22 protein-coding genes and 1 pseudogene are annotated in these 20,533 nt (G+C 60.0%); 14 read left to right on the top strand and 9 right to left on the bottom strand.

The genetic code is table 11. The annotated features are described in order from the left end of the window. Positions 1-29: 29 nt before the first annotated feature. Positions 30-401, bottom strand: coding sequence for a YajD family HNH nuclease (locus ACCD00_RS09410; protein WP_007898702.1), 372 nt, complete (start codon positions 399-401; stop codon positions 30-32). Positions 402-450: 49 nt separating this feature from the next. Next, positions 451-1,137, bottom strand: coding sequence for a spermidine synthase (locus tag ACCD00_RS09405; RefSeq protein WP_413423869.1), 687 nt, complete (start codon positions 1,135-1,137; stop codon positions 451-453). 95 nt (positions 1,138-1,232) lie between these two features. On the opposite strand from ACCD00_RS09405, the gene ACCD00_RS09400 reads away from it, so the two are divergent. Continuing rightward, on the top strand, positions 1,233-1,523 hold the full coding sequence (locus ACCD00_RS09400) for a hypothetical protein (protein WP_413423867.1): 291 nt from the start codon (positions 1,233-1,235) through the stop codon (positions 1,521-1,523). Here ACCD00_RS09400 and ACCD00_RS09395 read toward each other — a convergent pair. After that, positions 1,520-1,993, bottom strand: coding sequence for a cyclic nucleotide-binding domain-containing protein (locus tag ACCD00_RS09395; RefSeq protein ID WP_413423865.1), 474 nt, complete (start codon positions 1,991-1,993; stop codon positions 1,520-1,522). The two genes, ACCD00_RS09400 and ACCD00_RS09395, sit on opposite strands and share 4 nt — an antisense overlap. Positions 1,994-2,225: 232 nt before the next feature. Then, positions 2,226-4,280 (bottom strand): S9 family peptidase, encoded by a 2,055-nt coding sequence (locus tag ACCD00_RS09390; protein ID WP_413423863.1) that lies wholly within the window; start codon positions 4,278-4,280, stop codon positions 2,226-2,228. A gap of 214 nt (positions 4,281-4,494) precedes the next feature. On the opposite strand from ACCD00_RS09390, the gene ACCD00_RS09385 reads away from it, so the two are divergent. Genes ACCD00_RS09385 through ACCD00_RS09375 form a run of 3 tightly spaced genes read left to right on the top strand, consistent with a single transcriptional unit; the run spans position 4,495 to position 6,355 of the window. Beyond that, complete coding sequence (locus tag ACCD00_RS09385) at positions 4,495-4,992, top strand: MFS transporter (protein ID WP_413423862.1); 498 nt, start codon at positions 4,495-4,497, stop codon at positions 4,990-4,992. Between the two features lie 32 nt (positions 4,993-5,024). Continuing rightward, complete coding sequence (locus ACCD00_RS09380) at positions 5,025-5,801, top strand: class II glutamine amidotransferase (protein WP_413423860.1); 777 nt, start codon at positions 5,025-5,027, stop codon at positions 5,799-5,801. A gap of 11 nt (positions 5,802-5,812) precedes the next feature. Next, complete coding sequence (locus ACCD00_RS09375) at positions 5,813-6,355, top strand: DUF2937 family protein (protein WP_413423858.1); 543 nt, start codon at positions 5,813-5,815, stop codon at positions 6,353-6,355. A gap of 44 nt (positions 6,356-6,399) precedes the next feature. On the opposite strand, the gene ACCD00_RS09370 is transcribed toward ACCD00_RS09375, so the two are convergent. The 3 genes and pseudogenes from ACCD00_RS09370 to ACCD00_RS09360 all read right to left on the bottom strand — a co-directional run bounded on the left by ACCD00_RS09370 (position 6,400) and on the right by ACCD00_RS09360 (position 9,954). After that, entirely contained in the window at positions 6,400-8,511 is a 2,112-nt protein-coding gene (locus ACCD00_RS09370) for a TonB-dependent receptor (RefSeq protein WP_413423856.1), read from the bottom strand. Positions 8,512-8,526: 15 nt separating this feature from the next. Further along, positions 8,527-8,765: pseudogene (locus ACCD00_RS09365) on the bottom strand (MFS transporter); the annotation flags it as partial. A gap of 259 nt (positions 8,766-9,024) precedes the next feature. Continuing rightward, entirely contained in the window at positions 9,025-9,954 is a 930-nt protein-coding gene (locus ACCD00_RS09360) for a LysR family transcriptional regulator (RefSeq protein ID WP_413423855.1), read from the bottom strand. Positions 9,955-10,101: 147 nt separating this feature from the next. Here ACCD00_RS09360 and ACCD00_RS09355 point away from each other — a divergent pair, with 147 nt between their 5' ends. The 4 genes from ACCD00_RS09355 (at position 10,102) to ACCD00_RS09340 (ending at position 13,838) form a co-directional block, all read left to right on the top strand. Further along, positions 10,102-11,388: an MFS transporter gene (locus tag ACCD00_RS09355; RefSeq protein ID WP_413423854.1), complete on the top strand. Its 1,287-nt coding sequence runs from the start codon at positions 10,102-10,104 to the stop codon at positions 11,386-11,388. Between the two features lie 73 nt (positions 11,389-11,461). Further along, positions 11,462-12,214: a 5-oxoprolinase subunit PxpA gene (locus ACCD00_RS09350; protein WP_413423852.1), complete on the top strand. Its 753-nt coding sequence runs from the start codon at positions 11,462-11,464 to the stop codon at positions 12,212-12,214. Further along, complete coding sequence (gene pxpB / locus ACCD00_RS09345) at positions 12,211-12,915, top strand: 5-oxoprolinase subunit PxpB (protein WP_413423850.1); 705 nt, start codon at positions 12,211-12,213, stop codon at positions 12,913-12,915. The genes ACCD00_RS09350 and pxpB overlap by 4 nt, the downstream gene beginning before the upstream one ends. Beyond that, on the top strand, positions 12,912-13,838 hold the full coding sequence (locus tag ACCD00_RS09340; protein WP_413423848.1) for a biotin-dependent carboxyltransferase family protein: 927 nt from the start codon (positions 12,912-12,914) through the stop codon (positions 13,836-13,838). The genes pxpB and ACCD00_RS09340 overlap by 4 nt, the downstream gene beginning before the upstream one ends. A gap of 116 nt (positions 13,839-13,954) precedes the next feature. On the opposite strand, the gene ACCD00_RS09335 is transcribed toward ACCD00_RS09340, so the two are convergent. Both ACCD00_RS09335 and ACCD00_RS09330 read right to left on the bottom strand, forming a co-directional pair. Beyond that, positions 13,955-15,133 (bottom strand): vWA domain-containing protein, encoded by a 1,179-nt coding sequence (locus tag ACCD00_RS09335; RefSeq protein ID WP_413423846.1) that lies wholly within the window; start codon positions 15,131-15,133, stop codon positions 13,955-13,957. Positions 15,134-15,145: 12 nt separating this feature from the next. Next, positions 15,146-15,991 carry an AAA family ATPase gene (locus ACCD00_RS09330; protein WP_413423844.1) on the bottom strand — a complete coding sequence of 282 codons (846 nt, stop codon included), beginning with the start codon at positions 15,989-15,991 and terminating at the stop codon, positions 15,146-15,148. A gap of 205 nt (positions 15,992-16,196) precedes the next feature. On the opposite strand from ACCD00_RS09330, the gene ACCD00_RS09325 reads away from it, so the two are divergent. The 6 genes from ACCD00_RS09325 to ACCD00_RS09300 all read left to right on the top strand — a co-directional run bounded on the left by ACCD00_RS09325 (position 16,197) and on the right by ACCD00_RS09300 (position 20,503). Further along, complete coding sequence (locus tag ACCD00_RS09325; RefSeq protein WP_413423930.1) at positions 16,197-16,427, top strand: DUF4160 domain-containing protein; 231 nt, start codon at positions 16,197-16,199, stop codon at positions 16,425-16,427. After that, entirely contained in the window at positions 16,415-16,915 is a 501-nt protein-coding gene (locus ACCD00_RS09320) for a DUF2442 domain-containing protein (RefSeq protein WP_413423928.1), read from the top strand. Before ACCD00_RS09325 ends, ACCD00_RS09320 begins: the two co-directional genes overlap by 13 nt. A 127-nt stretch (positions 16,916-17,042) precedes the next feature. Continuing rightward, positions 17,043-18,017 (top strand): cysteine synthase A, encoded by a 975-nt coding sequence (gene cysK, locus ACCD00_RS09315; protein ID WP_413423842.1) that lies wholly within the window; start codon positions 17,043-17,045, stop codon positions 18,015-18,017. A gap of 193 nt (positions 18,018-18,210) precedes the next feature. Then, entirely contained in the window at positions 18,211-19,149 is a 939-nt protein-coding gene (locus ACCD00_RS09310) for an aspartyl/asparaginyl beta-hydroxylase domain-containing protein (protein ID WP_413423840.1), read from the top strand. Between the two features lie 228 nt (positions 19,150-19,377). After that, the gene (locus ACCD00_RS09305) at positions 19,378-19,542 is read left to right on the top strand and encodes a hypothetical protein (protein ID WP_162842363.1); all 165 of its coding nucleotides are present in this window, start codon (positions 19,378-19,380) and stop codon (positions 19,540-19,542) included. A 97-nt stretch (positions 19,543-19,639) separates the two neighbouring features. Further along, on the top strand, positions 19,640-20,503 hold the full coding sequence (locus ACCD00_RS09300; RefSeq protein ID WP_413423838.1) for a DMT family transporter: 864 nt from the start codon (positions 19,640-19,642) through the stop codon (positions 20,501-20,503). Positions 20,504-20,533: the final 30 nt, after the last annotated feature.

Genomic DNA, 20,533 nt, shown 5'->3' with positions numbered 1-20,533 from the left:
GAAGAGGCCAGTTCAGGCGCTGAAGAGTTTCAGTCTTCCTTTTTCATCAACCCGGCGAGCGCCGCAAATGGATTATGCGTGGCCTTGGCGATTTTCGGCGTGCTGAGGGAGCCTTCGTCGAAATACTGCTGGTCGGTATACCGCGAGTGTTCGTTATCGTGGCAGTACAGGCACAACAACTCCCAGTTCGAGCCGTCCTGCGGGTTGTTGTCGTGGTTGTGGTCGCGATGGTGCACCGTCAGTTCGCTCAGGCGCTTGCCGGAGAACTCACGGGCGCAGCGGCCACAGACGTGCGGGTACATCTTCAGGGCCTTGTCGCGGTAGCCCATTTCCTTGTCGCGCTGGTTGTCGGCGAGGATGCGATCCAGCTTGGACGTGTTGGTCGGGGTGGACGAACTCATGGGTTCACCTTTGCAGAAAGACTAATGACGGTATTAAGCGAAGTTTAGCTCAGCCCTTGAGCTTCTCGGCAATCCAGATGGTGTGGCGGGTGCCCTTGTTGCCATGGGCGAAGACCTGCACTTCGTCAGCCTTGAAGCCGGCTTTCTTCAGTTTGTCGGAAAATTGCCGGTCAGCGCTGGCCGACCAGACCGCCAGTACACCTTTTGGTCTCAGGGCCTTGGCGCAGGCACTGAGGCCACCGGTGGAGTACAGCCAGCTGTTGGCTCTCTGGGTCAGGCCTTCGGGGCCGTTGTCGACGTCGAGCATGATGGCATCGAAGCCCTGGGGTTCGGCTTGCAGGACTTTGGCCACGTCTTCCATGCGAATCACCGTCCGCGGGTCGAGCAGTGGATTGCCAGCCTTCTCGCCCAGCGGTCCACGGTTCCACTCCACGACACCGGGGACCAGTTCGGCGACCACCACTTCAGCGGTCTTGCCCAGGTGCTTGAGCGCCGAAGCGAGGGTGAACCCCATGCCCAGGCCGCCGATGAGCACCCGTGAGTTTGGTCGACCGGCGACTTTGCGACACGGGATCTCGGCCAGGGCATCTTCGGAGCCATGCATGCGCGTGTTCATCAATTGTCCGCCATCGCCACCCTGGATCTTGATGACGAAATCCTCGCCGTATTCGAACAGGCACAGGGCACCGCCGTTTTCAGGAATGGGAGTGGTGTCCAGCAGAACGAAACGTTTCATGGGGCTCACTTGAAGAAAATTGGCTGCACAGGGGAGGGCAAACAGACGCAGTTGGGAGTAGCCTGTTTATGACGACAAGGCCAACGGAGCCATTGATGAAGCGCACTATTCTAACGGCCATTGCCCTGGCTGCGCTCTCGATAACTGCAGTGCAGGCTCAACAGTTGCAATCGATTCCCGTAAGCCCCGCACCGGTACCCGGTTCACCCGGCACTGCGACACCCACGCCGTACCCGCAAATCAGCCCGGTGCCTTTGCCTAAAGTCGGCCCTGGCAGTAGCGGTCCGCCGTTGGTGCCGATTGAAATGCCGAGCCCGCCGGCCAAGGACCAGCCGATACCGGGCCTGGAGCCCAATCCGCCGAAAATCAAGTCGCCGGGTGGCTAGACCTGCTGCGAAAGCAGTTGGCCGTCGGCCATGCGCAGGCGTTTGGAAAGGGACACGGCGAGGGCGCGGATGATCTTGGCGGCGATTTTCGGTGCGTCGTTGAGCATTTTTTCCAGCGAGTCCTTGCCCAGGTTGAGCAACTGGCAATTGCTTGCGGCCACGCAACTGGCCGAGCGCCGTTCGCCGTCGAGCACGGCCATTTCGCCGAACGAGCGGCCGCTGCGCAACGTGGCGATGGTGACTCGCTGCCCGTCAGCGGTGGTTTTCTGCACAGCCACCTGACCGGTATGGATGATGCACATGAAACTGCCGGCATCGCCCTCCTGGAAGATCTCCTCGCCCTGGGCAATGCTGCTGATACTGAAGTAGCCCGAAGCCGCGGCAAGGTCCGCCGGCAGCAGTTGATTGAACAGGCCGCAATCCATCAGCCAGTCGCGAATTTCGTTGTTCAGAAAAGTTGGTTCAGACATGTCGTCACGGTCTTTATTGTTGTGTCTGTTACTGGCTCGAATTTGAAGTCACCGCAAATCCCCTGTGGGAGCGGCGGTGCGGCGATCCGACTTGCTCGCGAAGGGGCAGTAACATTCAGCAGAGATGTTGACTGACACACCGCCTTCGCGAGCAAGCCCGCTCCCACATGGGTTTTGTGTTATATCGGCCGCCGGTGTACGCAATTAAGACCGGCACACCGCGCCAGGTTCCTCAGGCAATGCCCAAAACCTTGAACAAAAATGCATATTCGAGTGCTACGTCACGCAATCCCTGATATCGACCGCTCATCCCGCCATGCCCGGCACCCAGTTCTGTCTTGAGCAGTAGTGGATGGCTGTCGGTTTTGGTCGCGCGCAGTTTCGCCACCCACTTGGCGGCTTCCCAATACTGCACACGGCTGTCGTTGTAACCGGCGATCACCAGGGTCGCCGGATAAGCTTGTGCGGTGACGTTTTCGTAAGGGGCATAGGCCTTGATCCGGTCATGGACGTCCGGCTCTTCAGGGTTGCCCCATTCGTCGTATTCCGTAACGGTCAATGGCAGGTCAGGGTCGAGCATGGTGTTGAGTACGTCGACGAACGGCACTTCGGCGATGGCGGCGCCAAACAGCTCCGGCCGTTGATTGAGCACTGCGCCGATCAGCAAGCCACCGGCGCTGCCGCCGCTGATCGCCAACTGCGCTGCAGTGGTAAAGCCTTGGGCGATCAGGTGCTCGGCGCAGGCGATAAAGTCACTGAAGGTGTTGTGCTTGTGCTCCTGCTTGCCGGCGCGATACCAGGCTTCCCCCAGTTCGCCACCGCCACGCACGTGGGCAATGGCGAACGCCATGCCGCGATCCAGCAGGCTCAGGCGCGCATGGGAAAACCATGGGTCGAGGCTTTCGCCATAGGCGCCATAGCCGTAGAGGTACAGCGGCACGGGTTTGCCCAGGTCTGTGCGCTTGATCACCAGGCTGATGGGCACTTGCGTACCGTCCGGGGCGGTGGCCCACAGACGCTGGCTGACGTAGTCGTCGGCATCGAACGGGCCGAGCACCGGGGTTTGCTTGAGAACTTTCTGCTCGCCGGAAGCCAGGTCCAGTTGGCGGATTTGCGCCGGACGGTTCAACGCTTCGTAGCGCAGGCGAATCCGCTGGCTTTCGAATTCCAGGCTGTTTTGCACATGCAGGCTATAGGCCGCATCCGGCAGTTGCACGCGATAAGGCGCCAGGCCTTGCGGATGAACCTCGATGACCGGCAAGCCGCCGACCCGCAGGCTCAGGGTCATGGCCCCGGTGTTCAGGCTGATGCCGTCGATCATCACCGTGTCGCTGTGGGGGATCAGGTTCTGCCAATCGGCTACGGTCGGCGCGGCGCCGGTATCGACGGCCGTGTACAAGGCGAAATTGATACCGTCACGGTTGCTGCGAATGAACCAGGTCGATTGGCCGTCGAGTGCACCGTGGTCGACGTCGTACTCATGATCCTCGACCCGTGGTGCCAGGCAGGTGAACGCCTGCTGGGGCTGGGAGGCATCGAGGACCCAGACTTCGCTGGTGGTCTTGCTGCCCACGGACAGCAGCAATTGCTGCTCGGAGCTTGAGCGGTAGCAATGCATGAAGAAGCGGCCGTCCGGTTCATGGAACACTTCTTCGGCCGCCGTGCCGTCCAGTCGATAGCGATACAGCTTGTGCGGGCGATGGGTGTCGTCCAGTTCGCCAAAGAACAGCGTCAGGCTGTCGTTGGCCCAGGTCATGCTGCCGTCACAGTCCTGGAATTCCAGCTCGCTGACGCGGCCGTCGGACAGTTCCTTCACGAACAGCGTGTAAATTTCGTCGCCACTGGAGTCGACGCTGTAGGCCAGGCGCTGATGATCCGGGCTGATGCTGAACGCCCCCAGGGAAAAGAAGCCGCCGTTGGCCAGTTCGTTCGGGTCCAGCAGCAGTTGTTCGCGGCTTTCGTCGAGGGTCAGGCTGTCATCGGCCGGACGCGGGCAGCGGTAGTGCCGGGCGTATTCATCGCCCGCCATGGTGCGGGTGTAGTACAGATACGGTCCCCATGGCGAGGGCAGGGACAAATCGGTCTCGAGAATCCGCCCCTTGATCTCCTCGAACAGGGTTTCGCGCAGCCCGGCCTGGTCGGCGGTCTGCGCTTCCTGATAGCGGTTTTCGGCTTTCAGGTAGTCGAGCACTGCATCGGTGTCGCGCTCTTGCAGCCAGGCATACGGGTCGGAGCCATCAGCCTTGTGGGCAATCGGAGCGTCGCAAGTGTTGGCGGATAGGGGCATGAAGGGCTCTCGAGCAGTGTACGGAATAGGGGCTTGGCAACCTGTGGGAGCAGGCTTGCTCGCGAAGGCGTCGGGTCAGTCAATATCATTGTTGAATGATAAGCCGCATTCGCGAGCAAGCCCGCTCCCACAGGGCCGCGCTTAACTGTCAGGCATTGATGCAGCCTGATGGGCGAAAAGCCGTTATCATAAGCGCCTCTTTGCCTGCCTTGCCATGGACACCATGACCGAGAACGACTATCTGATCGCTTGGGGCCTCTACGCCTTTGCCGCTTTGGGCTGCCTGTTGGTGTGGATGCGCTTGACCCGCTGGATGTGGCGTTGGCTGCGTGAGCCGCTGCGGCTGGCGATGGCCGTGTTGCTGTTCAGCCCGACCATCATCGATCCGGTCAAGGATAAAATCGCACCGGCCGTCGCCATTACTGCGCTCGACCTGCTGTTCAAGGTCGGCAATAACGCCTGGCGGGCGATTTCCGATCTGTTCATGTACGGCATGATCGCGTTCGGCCTCTATCTGGTGCTGGTGGCGATCCGTTTCCCCATCGAACGCGCCTCCAATGCCCGCAAGGAGCGCGAGGCTGCCACCAAAGCCGCCGTCCGTGCCGACGAGCCTGAGCATGATCAACCGTTCGGCGGTGCCGGCGATGATCGTTACGGTCGTCCACCCGTGCCGAGCAATCCTCAGCGGATGCGAGTCGAACCCCGTTTGTAACCTTGCCCCTGCGATTGAGCGAGAGTCCGAGCATGTGTGAGTTATTGGGCATGAGTGCCAATGTCCCGACCGATATCGTGTTCAGCTTTACCGGGCTGATGCAGCGCGGCGGACGCACCGGCCCACACCGCGATGGTTGGGGCATTGCCTTCTATGAAGGCCGTGGGCTGCGGTTGTTCCAGGACCCGGCGGCAAGCTGCGAGTCGGAAGTCGCGAACTTGGTGCAGCGTTATCCGATCAAGAGCGAAGTGGTGATCGGGCACATCCGCCAGGCCAACGTCGGCAAGGTCTGCCTGTCCAACACACATCCGTTCGTCCGTGAGTTGTGGGGACGCAACTGGTGTTTCGCCCATAACGGCCAGTTGGCGGACTTTCAGCCCGCGGCCAGTTTCTATCGCCCCGTGGGTGACACCGACAGTGAAGCGGCGTTCTGCGATTTGCTCAACCGCGTGCGTGGGGCATTCCCCGAGCCGGTCGAGGTCGAAGCACTGTTGCCGGACCTGGTCGCCGCCTGCGCCGAGTACCGCAGCAAAGGTGTGTTCAACTGTCTGCTCAGCGACGGCGACTGGCTGTTCTGCTATTGCTCGACCAAATTGGCGCAGATCACCCGTCGTGCACCGTTTGGCCCGGCACGCTTGAAAGATGTCGATGTGATCGTCGACTTTCAGGCCGAAACCACGCCTAACGATGTGGTCACCGTCATCGCCACCGAACCCCTGACCGAAAACGAAACCTGGACCCGTTACGAACCGGGTCAATGGAGCCTGTGGCGACGCGGCGAATGCGTCAGTCAGGGCACGACCGAATAAGGACTCCTTGCATGTTGCTCAGTTATCTACGGCTGGTGTTGTTTGCGGCGGGCCTGTTGATCGGTGTCCAGGTGCCGGGCTTCATCGGCGATTACGCCAAGCGGGTCGAAGCCCATCTGATCGAGGCGCAAGCCGGATTGAGCGGCTTTCAGAACACTGCCAATCAGTTCTTCAAAGGTGACATGCAGGCCCTGGTGGCCCATTACCGTGCCAGCGAAGACCCGATCTTTCGCAGCGACGCCGACAGCCTGAGCAACCTGCTGACCCGCCAACTGGCGCTGGACAAGCAATTCCAGGCGATGCAAGGACCGTGGTACATCCGCTTCCTGCAAGTGGTGCTGGCCGCTGATCCGGACATCCGCAAGGAAACCTGGAATGGCTACAGCTACCAGATCCTGTTGACGCCCGAAGCGATGGCTTGGGGCATGAGCGGCGCCTTGCTGCTGTCGTTTGGCCTGGAGTGCCTGTTCCGCCTGATTGACTGGGTGGTGCTGGGCGGCAAGCGTCTGCGTCAGAGTCGGCCGATCGAAGAGCGGGATTTGCGCGGTTTGTAACACCGTCGAACGTCAAGGAGCCGGCAAGCCGGCTCCTTGCCTGATTACCAATCTATCGAATAGGTCAGGCTCAAGGTACGGCCTTCGGCGTTGGGGAATGGCGCTTTGGCGTTGGCCTGGGCGAACAGGTTGACGTACGTTCGGTTGGTCAGGTTGTACACCCCGCCTTCCAGGCGACCGACAGGCAAGTACACGGAGCCGAGCAGGTCCACCAGCGTATAGCCTTCAATGTCACGCCCGTTGTTGTCCTTGGCGGCAGCGTCGTAACTGGCCAGGTGCATGCCTTGCAGGCGCAGGCTGTAGTCGTCTTCGGTGTAGCCGACGAACAGCGTGGTTTTGGCCGGTGAAATGCGTGTCGCCGGCAGATCGATCCATTTCCCGTTCTGCTGGGTCTCGCCCTTGGCCCAGGCATAGGTGCCACCCACCGACCAGTGATCGGTCGCGCGGTAGGTCAGGCTGTTTTCGATGCCGCGAACCCGCTCCTTCTGATTGATCAGACGCAAGACACGGCTATTGGCATCGTAGAACTGGGTCACGTCCGAGGTGTTTTCATAGACGGTGACGTCGGCCTGCCACTGGTCCCAGTCACCGCGCCAGCCCAGCTCGTAGCTGTCGACCTTGATGGCCTGGGCGTTGAGGCTCTGGATGTCGAAGGTGCTGCTCACGTCACGCAAGAAGCGCTGGATGTCCGGCAGCGAAAAGCCCTGGCTGTAATTGGCGAAGACGTCCTGATGTTCACTCAGGTGATAGACCGCGCCCAGGTTATAGAGCGTCGCGTCGTATTTGAGGGTGTCCCCGGGCAGGATGGCGCGTACGCCGGTCTGCACGATCTGACCGTAAGCGATGCTGTCGGAGACCTCGCTTTCGATCCATTCACGGCGCACGCCGCCACGCAAGGTCCAGTCTGCGATGTCCCAGGACATCTGCCCGAACAGCGCCTTGGTGGTGGTCTCGATATCCGGGCCCATCTCGTAAGTGGTGCCGGTCTTGGTGTAGGTCAGCCCTTTGAGGGTGTATTGGTCACCGCGTTGGCGGGAGCGTTCGTGATCATAGTCGGCGCCCCAGACCAGGTTGCCTGTGGCACTGCCGATGGCCGGCAACGGCGTGTCGATGGCCGCACGCAACCCATAGACATCCTGCACGCTGTTGTTGTCGGCGATCCCGGCCTTGCCCCGCGAAAGGTCCGGGAAGAACAGCGCGTCGGCCCGGCGCCAGTAGCTTTCCAGTTGCAGGCCCTGGCCGTAGAAGTCGTTATCGGTGTAGTTGAGGTTGGCCGCCTGGTTATGGGTGTAGGGCTGGTCGTCGAGTTTCAGTCCCTTGACCGCCACGGCCTGTTGCAGGTTTTTCGGGTCTTTTGTGTAGCCGGTGTCCTGCTGGTCCTTGTAGTCCTGCAGCGACAGGCTGAGTTTTTTGTCGGCATCCAGTTCGTAACCGAAACGACCTTGCAGGTCATAGGTTTCGGTGTCCATGTTGCTGCCCTGGGAGGTGTCCTGAGGGATGCGATTGCCATTGCCGTCGAACTGATCGTTGCGCTGGGTCAGGTCGGCGGACACGTACCAGTCCAGGGCATCCTTGCGCCCGGTCGCACTCTGAAAGGCCTCGTAGGCGAAACCCTTGCTGTTGAGGTTGTTGCCGCTGGTCAGGCCCAGTTTGCTGCTGTAGGCAAGGTCCTGACCCTGATTGCGCTTGGTGATGATGTTGATGATGCCGCCCGAAGCACCGGCACCATAAATGCTGCTGGCGCCGGAAACCACCTCGATGCGTTCGATACTGGCCGGTGCGATGCTGTTGAGCTGGCGGAAGTTGTCACGCGTGGCGTTCTGCGACACGCCGTCGATCAACACCAGCATGTTGCGCCCGCGCAGGGTCTGGCCGAAGTTGCTCATCCCGCCGCTGGACGGCGCCAGGCCAGGAACCAGTTGTCCCAGGATGTCGGAGACCCGACGTCCCGCGCCACTCTGTTGGCGGATCTGTTGTTCGTCGATCACCTGGACCGAACCTGGGATCGAGGCAATGGTCGCTTCGCTACGAGTCGCGGAAACGACGGTGGCTTGCATGTTCAATGTTCCGGGCTGCTGGTCGGTGTCCTCGGCCCAGGCCTGGACGCTGACGGAGCCGAGCAGCGGAATCAGCAAGGAAAGTTTGGTTCGGGTCATGAGTTGGTCTTTTTTTTAGTCGTGATAAGTGTGGGTAGATACGATTGCCGGGCGGGGTGTGGTGGTGAACGAGCGCACCCGGCGGATCCCGGCGGCGGCCAGTGCGTAAGCGACAGGGAGCAGTGCGCCTTGCCAGATGCCCAGAGCAACCGGCTGATGAGAAAACCCAACTATTCGTTAGCCCGTGCCGTGGCTGCCAGCGTCAGGGGGCAGAGCCAGGCAACGCCCTCGATGAGACGCAAGGTGTAAGCCGGATCAGGCGTTGGAAGCAGCGCTGGGCGGCGGGCTCCAGGGCATTGCTCAAAGGGTCGAGGGTGATGCGGTGGGACTGGAAGGCAGGAGTGCTGAGGGCTTCGCTCCAGTGCGAGAGCAATTGCTGCTGTTTTTGCGTGTAAGCGCGCATCAAGTCCGATTCCTTCTGGACAGTGGTTTAGCTGAATGCGCGCAGAGAATACATTTTCAAAATATTAATGCAAATGATAGTGATTGCTACTTGTGCAGTGAGGGGCCTTTTCAGAGGCTGGCCAGGGGTTTGCTCAAGACCATGTAGTGCTCGCCCACCTTCTGCGCATAGTGCTCCACTACGTGCTGACACAACGTCACGATCTCTTCGACCCACTCTGCGCCGACCCGCCATGACACCACCACTTGCAGGTTGGGCGGGCGTTGCTCAATGTCCAGCAAGGTCAATTCCCCTCGCTCCAGTTCCTCGGCCACCAGCACCGGTGGCAATGCGCCGATGCCGAAACCGTCGCGCAACAAACGGGTAATCGCCGACACCGAATTCACGCAGTTCAACCGTGGCGCCATCACGCCATTGGCCTGCATCAGGGCGAGCACTTCCTGATGCGGATGGGAGTTTTTCGAGTAGGTGATGATTCGCTCGTTCGCCAGATCGGCGACGCCTGAATACTCGCGGTTGTACAGGGAATTGCTGGCGACGATCCAGCCCATGGGGTGGCTGGCCAGTTCCAGGCTGCGCACGCTTTCATGGCGCAGCAGGTCGGTTTGCAGGATCACATCGAGAAAGCCTTTTTGCAGCTGATCGCAGAGGTTGAGCGAGGTATCGGCCACCAGCTCGATTTCCACCAGCGGGTAGTGATCGGTCATCTGCGCCACCAACGGGCTGAGCCAGGTATGGATCACCGTGTCCATCACGCCGATGCGCACCCGTCCGGCCTTGCTCGAACGGGTCTCGATCGACTGCTTGAGCGCCTGCATGGTGTCCATCATCTGCTCGGCGTAATCAAGCACTTTGAGACCTTCGGGCGTCAGGCTCACGCCGCGCGAGTCCCGCAGAAATAGTTTTACCCCGAGCTCGCCTTCAAGCACGGCGATGCGGCTGGAGATCGAGGCCTGAGTGGTGAAGAGCTTGTCGGCGGTCAGGCGGAAACTCTTGAGTCGGGCGACCCAGACAAAGGTCTCGAGAAACTTCAGGTTCATGGGATAAGGATTTCTTATGTCTAGGGCGGGTTTTTATTAGTTGGACGCAGCAGGGGCGCGCATCCAAGAATCGACGCATCCGGTTCCCAACGATAGGCGTCGTCGGGGCTCAGAACAATACCAATAAAATCAGCGCGGAGATTTGCCATGAGTGCGCCCGACACCACCGCCATTCCGAAAGCCTCGGCCCGCCCGGGACCTTTCGACTGGTATCGCAACATCAATCAGCAGGAACGCCGCACCTTCTGGAGCTGCAAGATCGGCTATGGCCTGGACGGCATGGACACGCAGATGCTCAGCTTCGTGGTGCCGACCCTGATTGCCATGTGGGGCATCACCACCGGTCAAGCCGGGCTGATTCATACCAGTACGCTGATCGCTTCGGCCATCGGTGGTTGGGTGGCAGGGATTCTGTCCGACCGCATCGGTCGTGTACGCACGCTGCAACTGACGGTGTTGTGGTTTGCGTTCTTCACCTTTCTCTGCGGCTTTGCCCAGAGCTACGAGCAACTGCTGATCGCACGGACCCTGATGGGCTTCGGTTTCGGTGGCGAGTGGACGGCCGGCGCGGTGCTGATCGGTGAAGTCATTCGTGCCAAGGACCGTGGCAAGGCCGTTGGCATGGTGCAGTCCGGCTGGGCGCTGGGTTGGGGGCTGACCGCGATTCTGTATGCGCTGCTGTTTTCGGTATTGCCACCGGAAGACGCCTGGCGTGCGCTGTTCATCCTCGGCATCGTTCCGGCAATCTTCGTGATATTCGTCCGCCGTCTGGTCAAGGACCCGGAAATCTATCGTGAGGCCAAAGCCAGACAGGAGCCGAGCAACTCGTCGAAGTTCTACGAGATCTTCGCCCCCGGCATGCTCTTCACCACGATTCGCGCTTCGTTGCTGACCACTGGCGCGCTGGGTGGCTACTACGCCATCACTTCCTGGCTACCGACTTTCCTGAAGAACGAACGCGGTTTGAGCGTACTCAATACCAGCGGTTATCTGGCGATGGTGATTGTCGGGTCCTACGTCGGTTATGTCATCAGCGCCTATTTGACCGACATTCTCGGACGCAAAAAGAACTTCATCCTGTTTGCCGTTGGCTCGTTCACCATTGTGTTGCTGTACACGCAATTGCCGGTCAGCAACGGCGTGATGCTGTGGCTGGGCTTTCCGCTGGGTTTCTTCGCCTCGGGGATTTTCAGTGGCATGGGCGCATTCCTGACCGAGTTGTTCCCTACACGCATTCGTGGTTCCGGCCAGGGTTTTTGCTACAACATCGGCCGCGCGCTGGCGGCGTTGTTTCCGCTGCTGATCGGCTTGCTCAGCCAGACCGTACCGCTGAGCGTGGGCATCGGTGCCTTTGCGGCGGTTTCCTATGGCGTGGTGATCCTCGCGGCCTTGAGCCTGCCGGAAACCCGTGGCAAGCAACTCGACGCTCAGTAACTGATAACCTGCGGGCGTGTCTTATAGATATGTCCCGCAGCAAAAAAGAATAAAGCCTACAGGAGTGTTCAGCGTGAGCCGCCTGCTATTGAACTGCGACATCGGCGAGAGTTTCGGCAGCTGGACCATGGGTCTGGACGCAGAAATCATGCCCTTCATCGATTGCGCCAACATCGCCTGCGGTTTTCACGCCGGCGACCCGAGCGTCATGCGCAAGACCGTCAGCCTGGCCCTCAGCCACGGTGTGCAAGTTGGCGCGCATCCGGCCTATCAGGATCTGGTGGGGTTTGGCCGCCGCTCCATGGCGTATGCCACCCAGGAACTTCAAGACATTCTGCATTACCAGATCGGCGCCCTCGACGGCATCTGCCGGGCCCAGGGCGGCCGGGTCAGTTATGTCAAACCCCATGGCGCGATGTACAACGACATGATGGCCAACCCGGTGCAGTTGCGCGCCGTCTTGCAAGCGGTGGCGTCCTACGACCGCAATCTGCCATTGATGTTGATGGCGACCAAAGACAACAGCGCCGCCCAACAAGTGGGCGATGAATACGGCATCACGCTGTGGTTCGAGGCCTTCGCCGATCGGGCTTACGACAGCGCGGGCAGGCTGGTCTCGCGCCAACTGCCGGGAGCGGTGCATCACGACCCGGAAAAGATTATCGAGCAGGCGCTGACCATTGCCCGTGGCGATCAGCTCACCGCCAGCGATGGCAGCGCCCTGCTTTTGCAGGCCAACACCCTTTGCGTGCACGGCGACAACGCCAGTTCGGTCGCTGCCGTGCAACGCATCCGTGAAGCCTTGAACCGGCAGAGCGCATCATGAAGCTGCGGGTGGAAGTGGTGGCGCTGGACTGCCTGATGGTGCGCCTGTTCGATGAAATTGCCGAAAGCAACATGCCGTGGATGCTGGCGGCCAGTGAAAGTCTGCGCACGGCATTCGCCGGGCATCTGATCGATCTGGTGCCGTCTTACACGACCTTGATGGTGCATTACGACCTGATTGCGCTGAGTCCTGCCCAGGCCCGGGAATTGATTGCCGAAGCCTTGATCGACCTGTCGCCCAACGCGCATGCCCGCGGCCAATGTCATGTGTTGCCGGTGTGGTACGACTTGAGCGTCGGACCGGAACTGAGCCTGTTGTCGCAGCGCAGCGGGTTGGCGGTGGAGGAGGTGATCCGTCGTCACAGCGAGCGTGAGTATCAGGTGTTCGCCCTGGGCTTTGCGCCGGGCTTCGCCTTCATGGGGCTGGTGGAAGAGGTGCTCGCCGCGCCGCGTCTGAGCACGCCACGCAAGAAAGTCGCCGCCGGCAGTGTCGGCATCGCCGAACAGCAGACGGCGGCCTACCCGGTGGTGTCGCCAGGGGGCTGGAACCTGATCGGCCGCACGCCGGCCAGATTGTTCGATCGCAACCGTGACGGCTACAGCCTGATGCGGCCGGGCGATACGGTGCGCTTCGAAGCCGTCGGCCATGCCGAGTTCATTAATCTGGGCGGTGACGATACGCCTCTGGAGGCGCAGGCATGAGCCGTCTGATGATTGAAGCGAGCACGGCGTTGTGCCTGTTGCAGGATGCCGGTCGATTCGGCGTGCGGCATCTGGGCGTGACCCAGGGCGGCGCGGCCGATTGGCGTTCGATGTCCTGGGCCAACTGGCTGTTGGGCAACGGACTGGATGCGCCGGTGATCGAAATCACCCTCGGAGGGTTTACCGTCGTTGCCGAGGAAGAATGCGTGCTGGCCTTGGCCGGAGCGGATCTTGGCGCGCAGGTGGACGGCGAGGCGCTGGCACCGTGGCGCAGTTTCAGGCTGCATAAAGGTCAGCGTCTGCAATTCACTCAACCGTTGCTCGGCGCCCGGGCCTATCTGGCGGCGCCGGGTGGGTTTGATGCACCGAAAGTACTGGGCAGCAGCGCGACGGTAGTCCGTGAGGAGCTTGGCGGCCTGGACGGAATGGGGCATGCGCTGGGCAAAGGTGCGTGTTTGAGCTATTCGGGCAATTCGGTGATGTTGCTGCGGGAGTTGCCGAGCGAATGCGTGCCGGATTTCACCGGCAGCCCAATGCTGGACCTGGTCCTCGGTGCGCAGATCGGTGAGTTCAGCGGGCAGAGCCTGTTCGATGCGTTCAACAGCGCGTGGAGCCTCGACAGCCGCGCCGACCGAATGGGCATTCGCCTGTTGGGCCCGGCGTTGCAGTACCAGGGCAAGCCGATGATTTCCGAAGGCATCCCGCTGGGTGCGGTGCAGGTGCCGCCGGACGGGCAGCCGATCGTGCTGCTCAATGATCGGCAGACCATTGGCGGTTATCCGCGTCTGGGAGCATTGACGCCGCTGGCGCTGGCGCGCTTGGCGCAATGTTTGCCGGGCGCGCGGGTGCTGTTGCGGCCGGTGGTGCAGGAAGTGGCGCATCGCGAACAGGTCGAGTATTTGCGGCGCTTTTTGAACGGCTAAAAGCTTCGTCGGAACGCCGCCCGGAGCAAGCCCGCTCCCACAGGAGTCTTGTGTACAACAAAGATCCAATGTGGGAGCGGGCTTGCTCGCGAAGGCGTCTGAACAGACAGCAGAGATTATTTGGAAAGAAACCGCATCCCTTCCTCAAGCCCGCGCAATGTCAGCGGATACATCTGGTCCTCGATCAAGTCCCGCACGATATTGGTCGAAGAGGTGTAGCCCCAGGTGTCCTTCGGATACGGGTTGATCCAGATGAGCTTCTTGTACTTCTCCTTGAACCGCTGCATCCACACGTAACCGGCTTCTTCGTTCCAGTGCTCGACGCTGCCGCCCGGCTGGGTGATTTCGTAGGGCGCCATGGCGGCGTCGCCGATGAAGATCACTTTGTAGTCGGCACCGTACTTGTGCAGCAGGTCCATGGTCGACGTGCGCTCGGAGGTGCGGCGCATGTTGTTCTTCCACACCGATTCATAAATGAAGTTGTGGAAGTAGAAGTACTCCAGATGCTTGAACTCGGTCTTGCAGGCCGAGAACAACTCCTCGCAAATCTTCACGTGGGCATCCATCGAGCCGCCGATGTCGAACAGCAGCAACAGCTTGACGGTGTTACGCCGCTCCGGCCGCATCTGGATGTTCAGCAACCCCGCATCCTTGGCGGTGTGATCGATGGTGCCATCGATGTCCAGCTCTTCCGCCGCGCCCTGACGGGCGAACTTGCGCAGGCGGCGCAGGGCGACCTTGATGTTGCGGGTGCCCAGCTCGACTGAGTCGTCGAGGTTCTTGTATTCGCGCTGGTCCCAGACCTTGGCCGCCTTGCCCTGGCGCTTGCCGGCGTCGCCGACCCGAATGCCTTCCGGGTTGAACCCCCCGGAGCCGAACGGGCTGGTACCACCGGTGCCGATCCACTTGTTGCCACCGGCGTGGCGTTCCTTCTGTTCTTCCAGGCGTTTCTTGAACTCTTCGATCAGCTTGTCCAGGCCGCCGAGGGACTGGATCGCCGCCCGTTCTTCATCGGTCAGCGAGCGCTCGAACTCCTTGCGCAACCAGTCTTCGGGAATCAGCGCTTGCAGGTGGTCGTCGAGTTTTTCCAAGCCATTGAAGTAGGCTCCGAACGCCCGGTCGAACTTGTCGAAATGCTTTTCGTCCTTCACCAGGATCGTCCGGGACAGGTAATAGAACTCGTCCATATCGGCGAAGGTCACGCGCTTTTTCAGCGCATTGATCAGGTCCAGCAGCTCGCGCACCGAGACCGGTACCTTGGCTGCGCGCATTTCATTGAACAGGTTGAGCAGCATGGCATCAGCCTCTTAGCGGGTGCCGCGCCGGCTCATGAACGCCAGACGCTCCAGCAGTTGCACGTCCTGTTCGTTTTTCACCAGCGCACCGGCCAGCGGCGGGATGGCCTTGGTCGGATCGCGCTCGCGCAGCACCGCTTCGCCGATGTTGTCGGCCATCAGCAGTTTCAGCCAGTCGACCAGCTCGGAGGTCGAAGGCTTTTTCTTCAGGCCCGGCACCTTGCGCACATCGAAGAACACGTCCAGCGCTTCACTGACCAGGTCTTTCTTGATGTCCGGGTAATGCACGTCGACGATCCGCTGCATCGTGGTGCGATCCGGGAACGCGATGTAGTGGAAGAAGCAGCGGCGCAGGAACGCATCCGGCAGCTCTTTCTCGTTGTTGGAGGTAATGATGATGATCGGGCGTTTTTTCGCCTTGATGGTCTCGTCGATCTCGTAGACGTAGAACTCCATCTTGTCGAGTTCTTGCAGCAGGTCGTTGGGGAATTCGATGTCGGCCTTGTCGATTTCGTCGATCAGCAGGATCACCCGCTCTTCGGATTCGAAGGCTTCCCAGAGCTTGCCCTTTTTCAGGTAGTTGCGAACGTCGTGGACCTTTTCCGTGCCCAGCTGTGAATCGCGCAGGCGGCTGACCGCGTCGTACTCGTACAGGCCCTGGTGAGCCTTGGTGGTGGACTTGATGTGCCAGGTGATCAGCCTGGCGCCAAAGGATTCGGCCAGTTGCTCGGCGAGCATGGTCTTGCCGGTGCCCGGTTCGCCCTTGACCAGCAGCGGCCGCTCCAGGGTGATGGCGGCGTTGACCGCCAGCTTCAGGTCATCGGTGGCGACGTAGGCCTGGGTGCCTTCGAACTTCATCTGCTAATCCTCGAACGGTAACGCCGACCTGAACGCGGCAGGGCGGGGGCGCAATAAAAGAGTCAGCCCCGACTATAACGCGGTGTCCGGTCGACTGTGAACGCAGACGGCTTATTCAGTCTCTGAATGGAGCGTCACATCTTGACTCAGTCTCGACTGCTGGCCAGTATGTTGGTATCGCCAAGTTGGCGATACCATGCCAGGCATGTCTACTAAATACCGATTTCGAGATACGTATCGCATTCAGTTGCGTGAAAAGGATCATCCGCCGCCGCACGTTCATCTGACGGGTGGCGGGCTGGACGTCATGCTGAGCCTGGAAACTGCCGAAGTGATGGTGGGCAAGGCGCCGCCACTGATTCTCAGGGAAGCTCTGGACTGGGTCAGAGCCCACCAGACTCAATTGCTGGAGGATTGGAAACGATGCTACCCATGAAACGACCACGGCTATCGGCAGTGCAAGCGCTGTCGGATTATCGTTTGGCGCTGACGTTTATCAATGGTCAGCAGCTGATGCTCGATTTGAGCTGCGACCTGCATGCCTATCCAGGCCTCCAACCTTTGCAGGGAGTCGCCTTTGATCATGCTGCGCTGGGTGACGATGGCTGGAGTGTCGAATGGCCTGAGCTTGATATCCAGATTGGCGCGGACACTCTCTACCTGGATGCCTTGGCACAAAATGCCGTCGACGAAAACACCCGGATCTTTATTGATTGGCGTGCTCGCACCGGGTTACCGCTTCATCAGGCGGCTGAAGCACTGGGGGTCAGTACCCGCAGCATCACCCGATACAGCAGTGGTCGCGAAAAGGTGCCGCGATCGTTAGCCTTGGCCTGCCTGGGCTGGGATTTCCTGCAACTGCAAGCGAATTCGCCCCGTGCGGCAGAAGGCGCTGGCCGGTACATCGTCACGCGCAAAAATTAGCCAGCATCCGGCTTCGATCCAAAGCCATTGACTGCACTGATAAGCGGACGTCCGACCTGACTGGACGCCTGCTGGCAAGAGGCTTACCTTGATGCCCTATTTCAATGCTGTCGTTAAGGACCCAGCCATGAGCCGCATTTTCGCTGACAACGCCCACTCCATCGGCAACACGCCGCTGGTGCAGATCAATCGCATTGCGCCGCGTGGTGTGACCATCCTGGCCAAGATCGAAGGGCGCAACCCCGGTTACTCGGTCAAGTGCCGGATCGGCGCGAACATGATCTGGGATGCCGAGAGCAGTGGCAAACTCAAGCCGGGCATGACCATCGTCGAACCTACCTCCGGCAATACCGGTATCGGCCTGGCCTTCGTGGCTGCCGCCCGTGGCTACAAACTGATGCTGACCATGCCGGCGTCCATGAGTATCGAGCGCCGCAAGGTGCTCAAGGCACTGGGGGCCGAACTGGTGTTGACCGAGCCGGCCAAAGGCATGAAGGGGGCCATCGAGAAAGCCGGTGAAATTGTTGCCGGCGACCCGTCGAAGTACTTCATGCCGGCTCAGTTCGACAACCCGGCCAACCCGGCCATCCACGAAAAGACCACCGGCCCGGAAATCTGGAACGATACCGACGGTGCGGTCGACGTGCTGGTGGCAGGCGTCGGAACCGGTGGAACCATCACTGGAGTTTCACGGTATATCAAGAATACCCAGGGCAAACCGATACTCTCGGTGGCAGTGGAGCCGGCGGTGTCGCCGGTGATCACCCAGGCCCTGGCCGGTGAAGAAATCAAGCCGAGCCCGCACAAGATCCAGGGCATCGGTGCCGGTTTTGTGCCGAAGAACCTCGATTTGTCGATGGTCGATCGGGTGGAGCTGGTCAGCGACGAAGAGTCCAAGGCCATGGCCTTGCGCTTGATGCAGGAAGAAGGGATTTTGTCCGGGATTTCCTGCGGCGCCGCCATGGCAGTGGCCGTAAGATTGGCGGAAACCCCGGAAATGCAGGGCAAGACCATTGTCGTGATCCTGCCGGACTCCGGTGAGCGTTACCTGTCGAGCATGCTGTTCAGTGATCTGTTCACCGAACAGGAGAATCAGCAGTAAGTGCTGAACATTGCTGATCTGCATCAGCCCGCGTTCAGGCGTTTTATGTTAAGAAATGCTTTGTTGCACATTCATTAACATTGAATGTTGAAAAGTGCAGGTTTTTCATCGGGTCGGTAGTGTTTATCATGCCAGCAGCCATGTCGGACAATGGACGTGGCGCACGTGTCGCTTATCTTCAAAGGAGTTGTTGATGACCTTATCGTTTGCCGCGAAGGCCTCGTTGTTGCTGCTGTTTCTCGGCAGCACCCTCTATGTGCATTTACGCGGCAAGGCGCGTCTGCCGGTTTTGCGCCAGTTCGTGAACCATTCGGCGCTGTTCGCTCCCTATAACGCCTTGATGTACCTGTTTTCCGGTGTGCCTTCGAAACCGTATCTGGATCGCAGCAAGTTCCCGGAACTGGATGTGCTCAGGGACAACTGGGAGGTGATTCGCGACGAAGCGATGCACTTGTTCGACGAGGGGTATATCCGTGCGGCGGCAAAGAACAACGACGCCGGTTTCGGCTCGTTCTTCAAGAAGGGCTGGAAGCGGTTTTATCTCAAGTGGTACGACAAACCGCTGCCTTCGGCCGCAGCCTTGTGCCCGAGAACCGTGGAATTGGTCAGCAGCATTCCCAACGTCAAAGGCGCCATGTTCGCGCTGCTGCCGGGCGGCAGCCATCTCAACCCGCATCGCGATCCGTTTGCCGGTTCCCTGCGTTATCACTTGGGCCTGTCCACCCCCAATTCCGATGATTGCCGCATCTTTGTCGACGGTCAGGTTTACGCCTGGCGCGATGGCGAGGACGTGATGTTCGACGAGACCTACGTGCACTGGGTCAAGAATGAAACGGAAAAGACCCGGGTCATCCTGTTCTGCGATATCGAGCGTCCACTGAGCAATCGCTTCATGACCCGCATCAATCGCAGTATAAGCGCCTGGCTGGGTCGCGCCACCGCTCCTCAGAACCTGGACGACGAGCGTGTGGGCGGGATCAACCAGGCCTATGCCTGGAGCAAGAACTCCAGCGACAAATTCAGTGGTGTGGTCAAGCAATGGAAGCGGCGCAATCCCAAGGCCTACCGTGTACTACGCCCGGTACTGGCGGTGGCGGTGCTGACGTTGTTGGGGTATTGGCTGTTTGGCTGACAGGCGCTCCTGGAAACAAAAAAAACCGCTCGTAGTGAGCGGTTTTTTTATGATTCTTCACGGAATCCAGAGCCCCCCCAAAAAAAAGCTGCACAATGCGGACTCTGAGCCGACTGTCGTTACTGGCCTGTTGGCCAAGTCGTTGCAATCCATGTCGAACGCTGGTTATAGTCGGCGCACTGTGAGTTTCGGACTCACGTTTTTATCCCTCGAGCAAAGATCAGCCCAATGCCTGCATCCCTCATCAACGCGGTAGTCGATTCAGCGGTCAACGCTGGCGTCGTGCCGTGCGGGAATCAGCAGCCCGGGCAGATCAGTCATTACCCCCCTCCTGTCAGTCGCACGCCAGTGTGCGCGGTGGTCTCGCCGCCAGGCGTTGGCATTTCGGGCTGATCAGCTGCTTTCTGCTGGTCCCCTGCCTGCCTGAAAAAAAACGACTGAATTTCAGCTTCGGCTGAGTTGGCTTTTTGCCTGACTACAGGTGGTATTCATGCTTGTCCTTTCGAAAAAGTCCGCGCTCGCGGCGGCGTCCACGAGCCTGTTCGTTCTGCTGTGGAGCAGCGGGGCGATTTTCTCCAAATGGGGCCTGGCCCACGCGTCGCCCTTCGCCTTCCTGATGTTCCGTTTCGTCATTGCGCTCTGCGGCCTGGTGTTGCTGGTGCCGTTGCTCAAGCTGAAGCTGCCCAAGGGCGGCAAACCGATGATGTATGCGATGGCCACGGGCGTGGTGTTGCTGGGGGCTTATCAGATTTTCTATCTGCTGGCCCTCGACCTCAAGGTCACGCCCGGGGTGATGGCGACCATCATGGGCGTGCAGCCGATCCTCACCGTGGTGCTGATGGAGCGTCAGCGCTCCTGGAGCCGGATGTTCGGTCTGGCCCTGGGGCTGAGCGGGTTGATCATGGTGGTTTATCAGGGCATCGGACTGGCCGGGATGTCGCTAGCCGGGATGCTTTTCGGTTTGCTCGCGCTGGCGAGCATGACGTTCGGTTCGATCATGCAGAAACGCATCACCGACAATCCCCTCGGCACGCTGCCGGTGCAATACCTCGCGGGGCTGTTGTTATGCGGGGTCTTCGTACCCTTCCAGCCGTTTCACTTCGAACACGGCAGCGGTTTCATCCTGCCGGTGCTGTGGATGGGGCTGGTGGTGTCGGTGCTGGCGACGTTGTTGCTGTACCGCTTGATCGCTCGAGGCAATCTGGTGAACGTCACCAGCCTGTTTTACCTGGTGCCGGCGGTAACGGCAGTGATGGACTATCTGATCTTTGGCAATCGCCTGGCGATGTTGAGCCTGTTCGGCATGCTGTTGATCATCGTCGGTCTGGTATTCGTCTTCCGTAAAACCGCTTAATTGCGGACAAACTTTGTGATTTTTGGCGTC

This window comes from Pseudomonas sp. Pseusp3, from assembly GCF_047304225.1.
In the GTDB taxonomy this organism is placed as follows: Bacteria; Pseudomonadota; Gammaproteobacteria; order Pseudomonadales; family Pseudomonadaceae; genus Aquipseudomonas; species Aquipseudomonas fluorescens_CD.
The sequence above is the reverse complement of the archived record's forward strand: the minus strand, read 5'-3'. Positions and strand labels throughout refer to the sequence as shown.

Excerpts from the sequence above, each read along its gene's own strand:
- ACCD00_RS09410 (WP_007898702.1), bottom strand. The coding sequence starts at position 401 with ATGAGTTCGTCCACCCCGACCAACACGTCCAAGCTGGATCGCATCCTC.
- ACCD00_RS09405 (WP_413423869.1), bottom strand. The coding sequence starts at position 1,137 with ATGAAACGTTTCGTTCTGCTGGACACCACTCCCATTCCTGAAAACGGC.
- ACCD00_RS09400 (WP_413423867.1), top strand. The coding sequence starts at position 1,233 with ATGAAGCGCACTATTCTAACGGCCATTGCCCTGGCTGCGCTCTCGATA.
- ACCD00_RS09395 (WP_413423865.1), bottom strand. The coding sequence starts at position 1,993 with ATGTCTGAACCAACTTTTCTGAACAACGAAATTCGCGACTGGCTGATG.
- ACCD00_RS09390 (WP_413423863.1), bottom strand. The coding sequence starts at position 4,280 with ATGCCCCTATCCGCCAACACTTGCGACGCTCCGATTGCCCACAAGGCT.
- ACCD00_RS09385 (WP_413423862.1), top strand. The coding sequence starts at position 4,495 with ATGGACACCATGACCGAGAACGACTATCTGATCGCTTGGGGCCTCTAC.
- ACCD00_RS09380 (WP_413423860.1), top strand. The coding sequence starts at position 5,025 with ATGTGTGAGTTATTGGGCATGAGTGCCAATGTCCCGACCGATATCGTG.
- ACCD00_RS09375 (WP_413423858.1), top strand. The coding sequence starts at position 5,813 with ATGTTGCTCAGTTATCTACGGCTGGTGTTGTTTGCGGCGGGCCTGTTG.
- ACCD00_RS09370 (WP_413423856.1), bottom strand. The coding sequence starts at position 8,511 with ATGACCCGAACCAAACTTTCCTTGCTGATTCCGCTGCTCGGCTCCGTC.
- ACCD00_RS09360 (WP_413423855.1), bottom strand. The coding sequence starts at position 9,954 with ATGAACCTGAAGTTTCTCGAGACCTTTGTCTGGGTCGCCCGACTCAAG.
- ACCD00_RS09355 (WP_413423854.1), top strand. The coding sequence starts at position 10,102 with ATGAGTGCGCCCGACACCACCGCCATTCCGAAAGCCTCGGCCCGCCCG.
- pxpB (WP_413423850.1), top strand. The coding sequence starts at position 12,211 with ATGAAGCTGCGGGTGGAAGTGGTGGCGCTGGACTGCCTGATGGTGCGC.
- ACCD00_RS09340 (WP_413423848.1), top strand. The coding sequence starts at position 12,912 with ATGAGCCGTCTGATGATTGAAGCGAGCACGGCGTTGTGCCTGTTGCAG.
- ACCD00_RS09335 (WP_413423846.1), bottom strand. The coding sequence starts at position 15,133 with ATGCTGCTCAACCTGTTCAATGAAATGCGCGCAGCCAAGGTACCGGTC.
- ACCD00_RS09330 (WP_413423844.1), bottom strand. The coding sequence starts at position 15,991 with ATGAAGTTCGAAGGCACCCAGGCCTACGTCGCCACCGATGACCTGAAG.
- ACCD00_RS09325 (WP_413423930.1), top strand. The coding sequence starts at position 16,197 with ATGTCTACTAAATACCGATTTCGAGATACGTATCGCATTCAGTTGCGT.
- ACCD00_RS09320 (WP_413423928.1), top strand. The coding sequence starts at position 16,415 with ATGCTACCCATGAAACGACCACGGCTATCGGCAGTGCAAGCGCTGTCG.
- cysK (WP_413423842.1), top strand. The coding sequence starts at position 17,043 with ATGAGCCGCATTTTCGCTGACAACGCCCACTCCATCGGCAACACGCCG.
- ACCD00_RS09310 (WP_413423840.1), top strand. The coding sequence starts at position 18,211 with ATGACCTTATCGTTTGCCGCGAAGGCCTCGTTGTTGCTGCTGTTTCTC.
- ACCD00_RS09305 (WP_162842363.1), top strand. The coding sequence starts at position 19,378 with ATGCCTGCATCCCTCATCAACGCGGTAGTCGATTCAGCGGTCAACGCT.
- ACCD00_RS09300 (WP_413423838.1), top strand. The coding sequence starts at position 19,640 with ATGCTTGTCCTTTCGAAAAAGTCCGCGCTCGCGGCGGCGTCCACGAGC.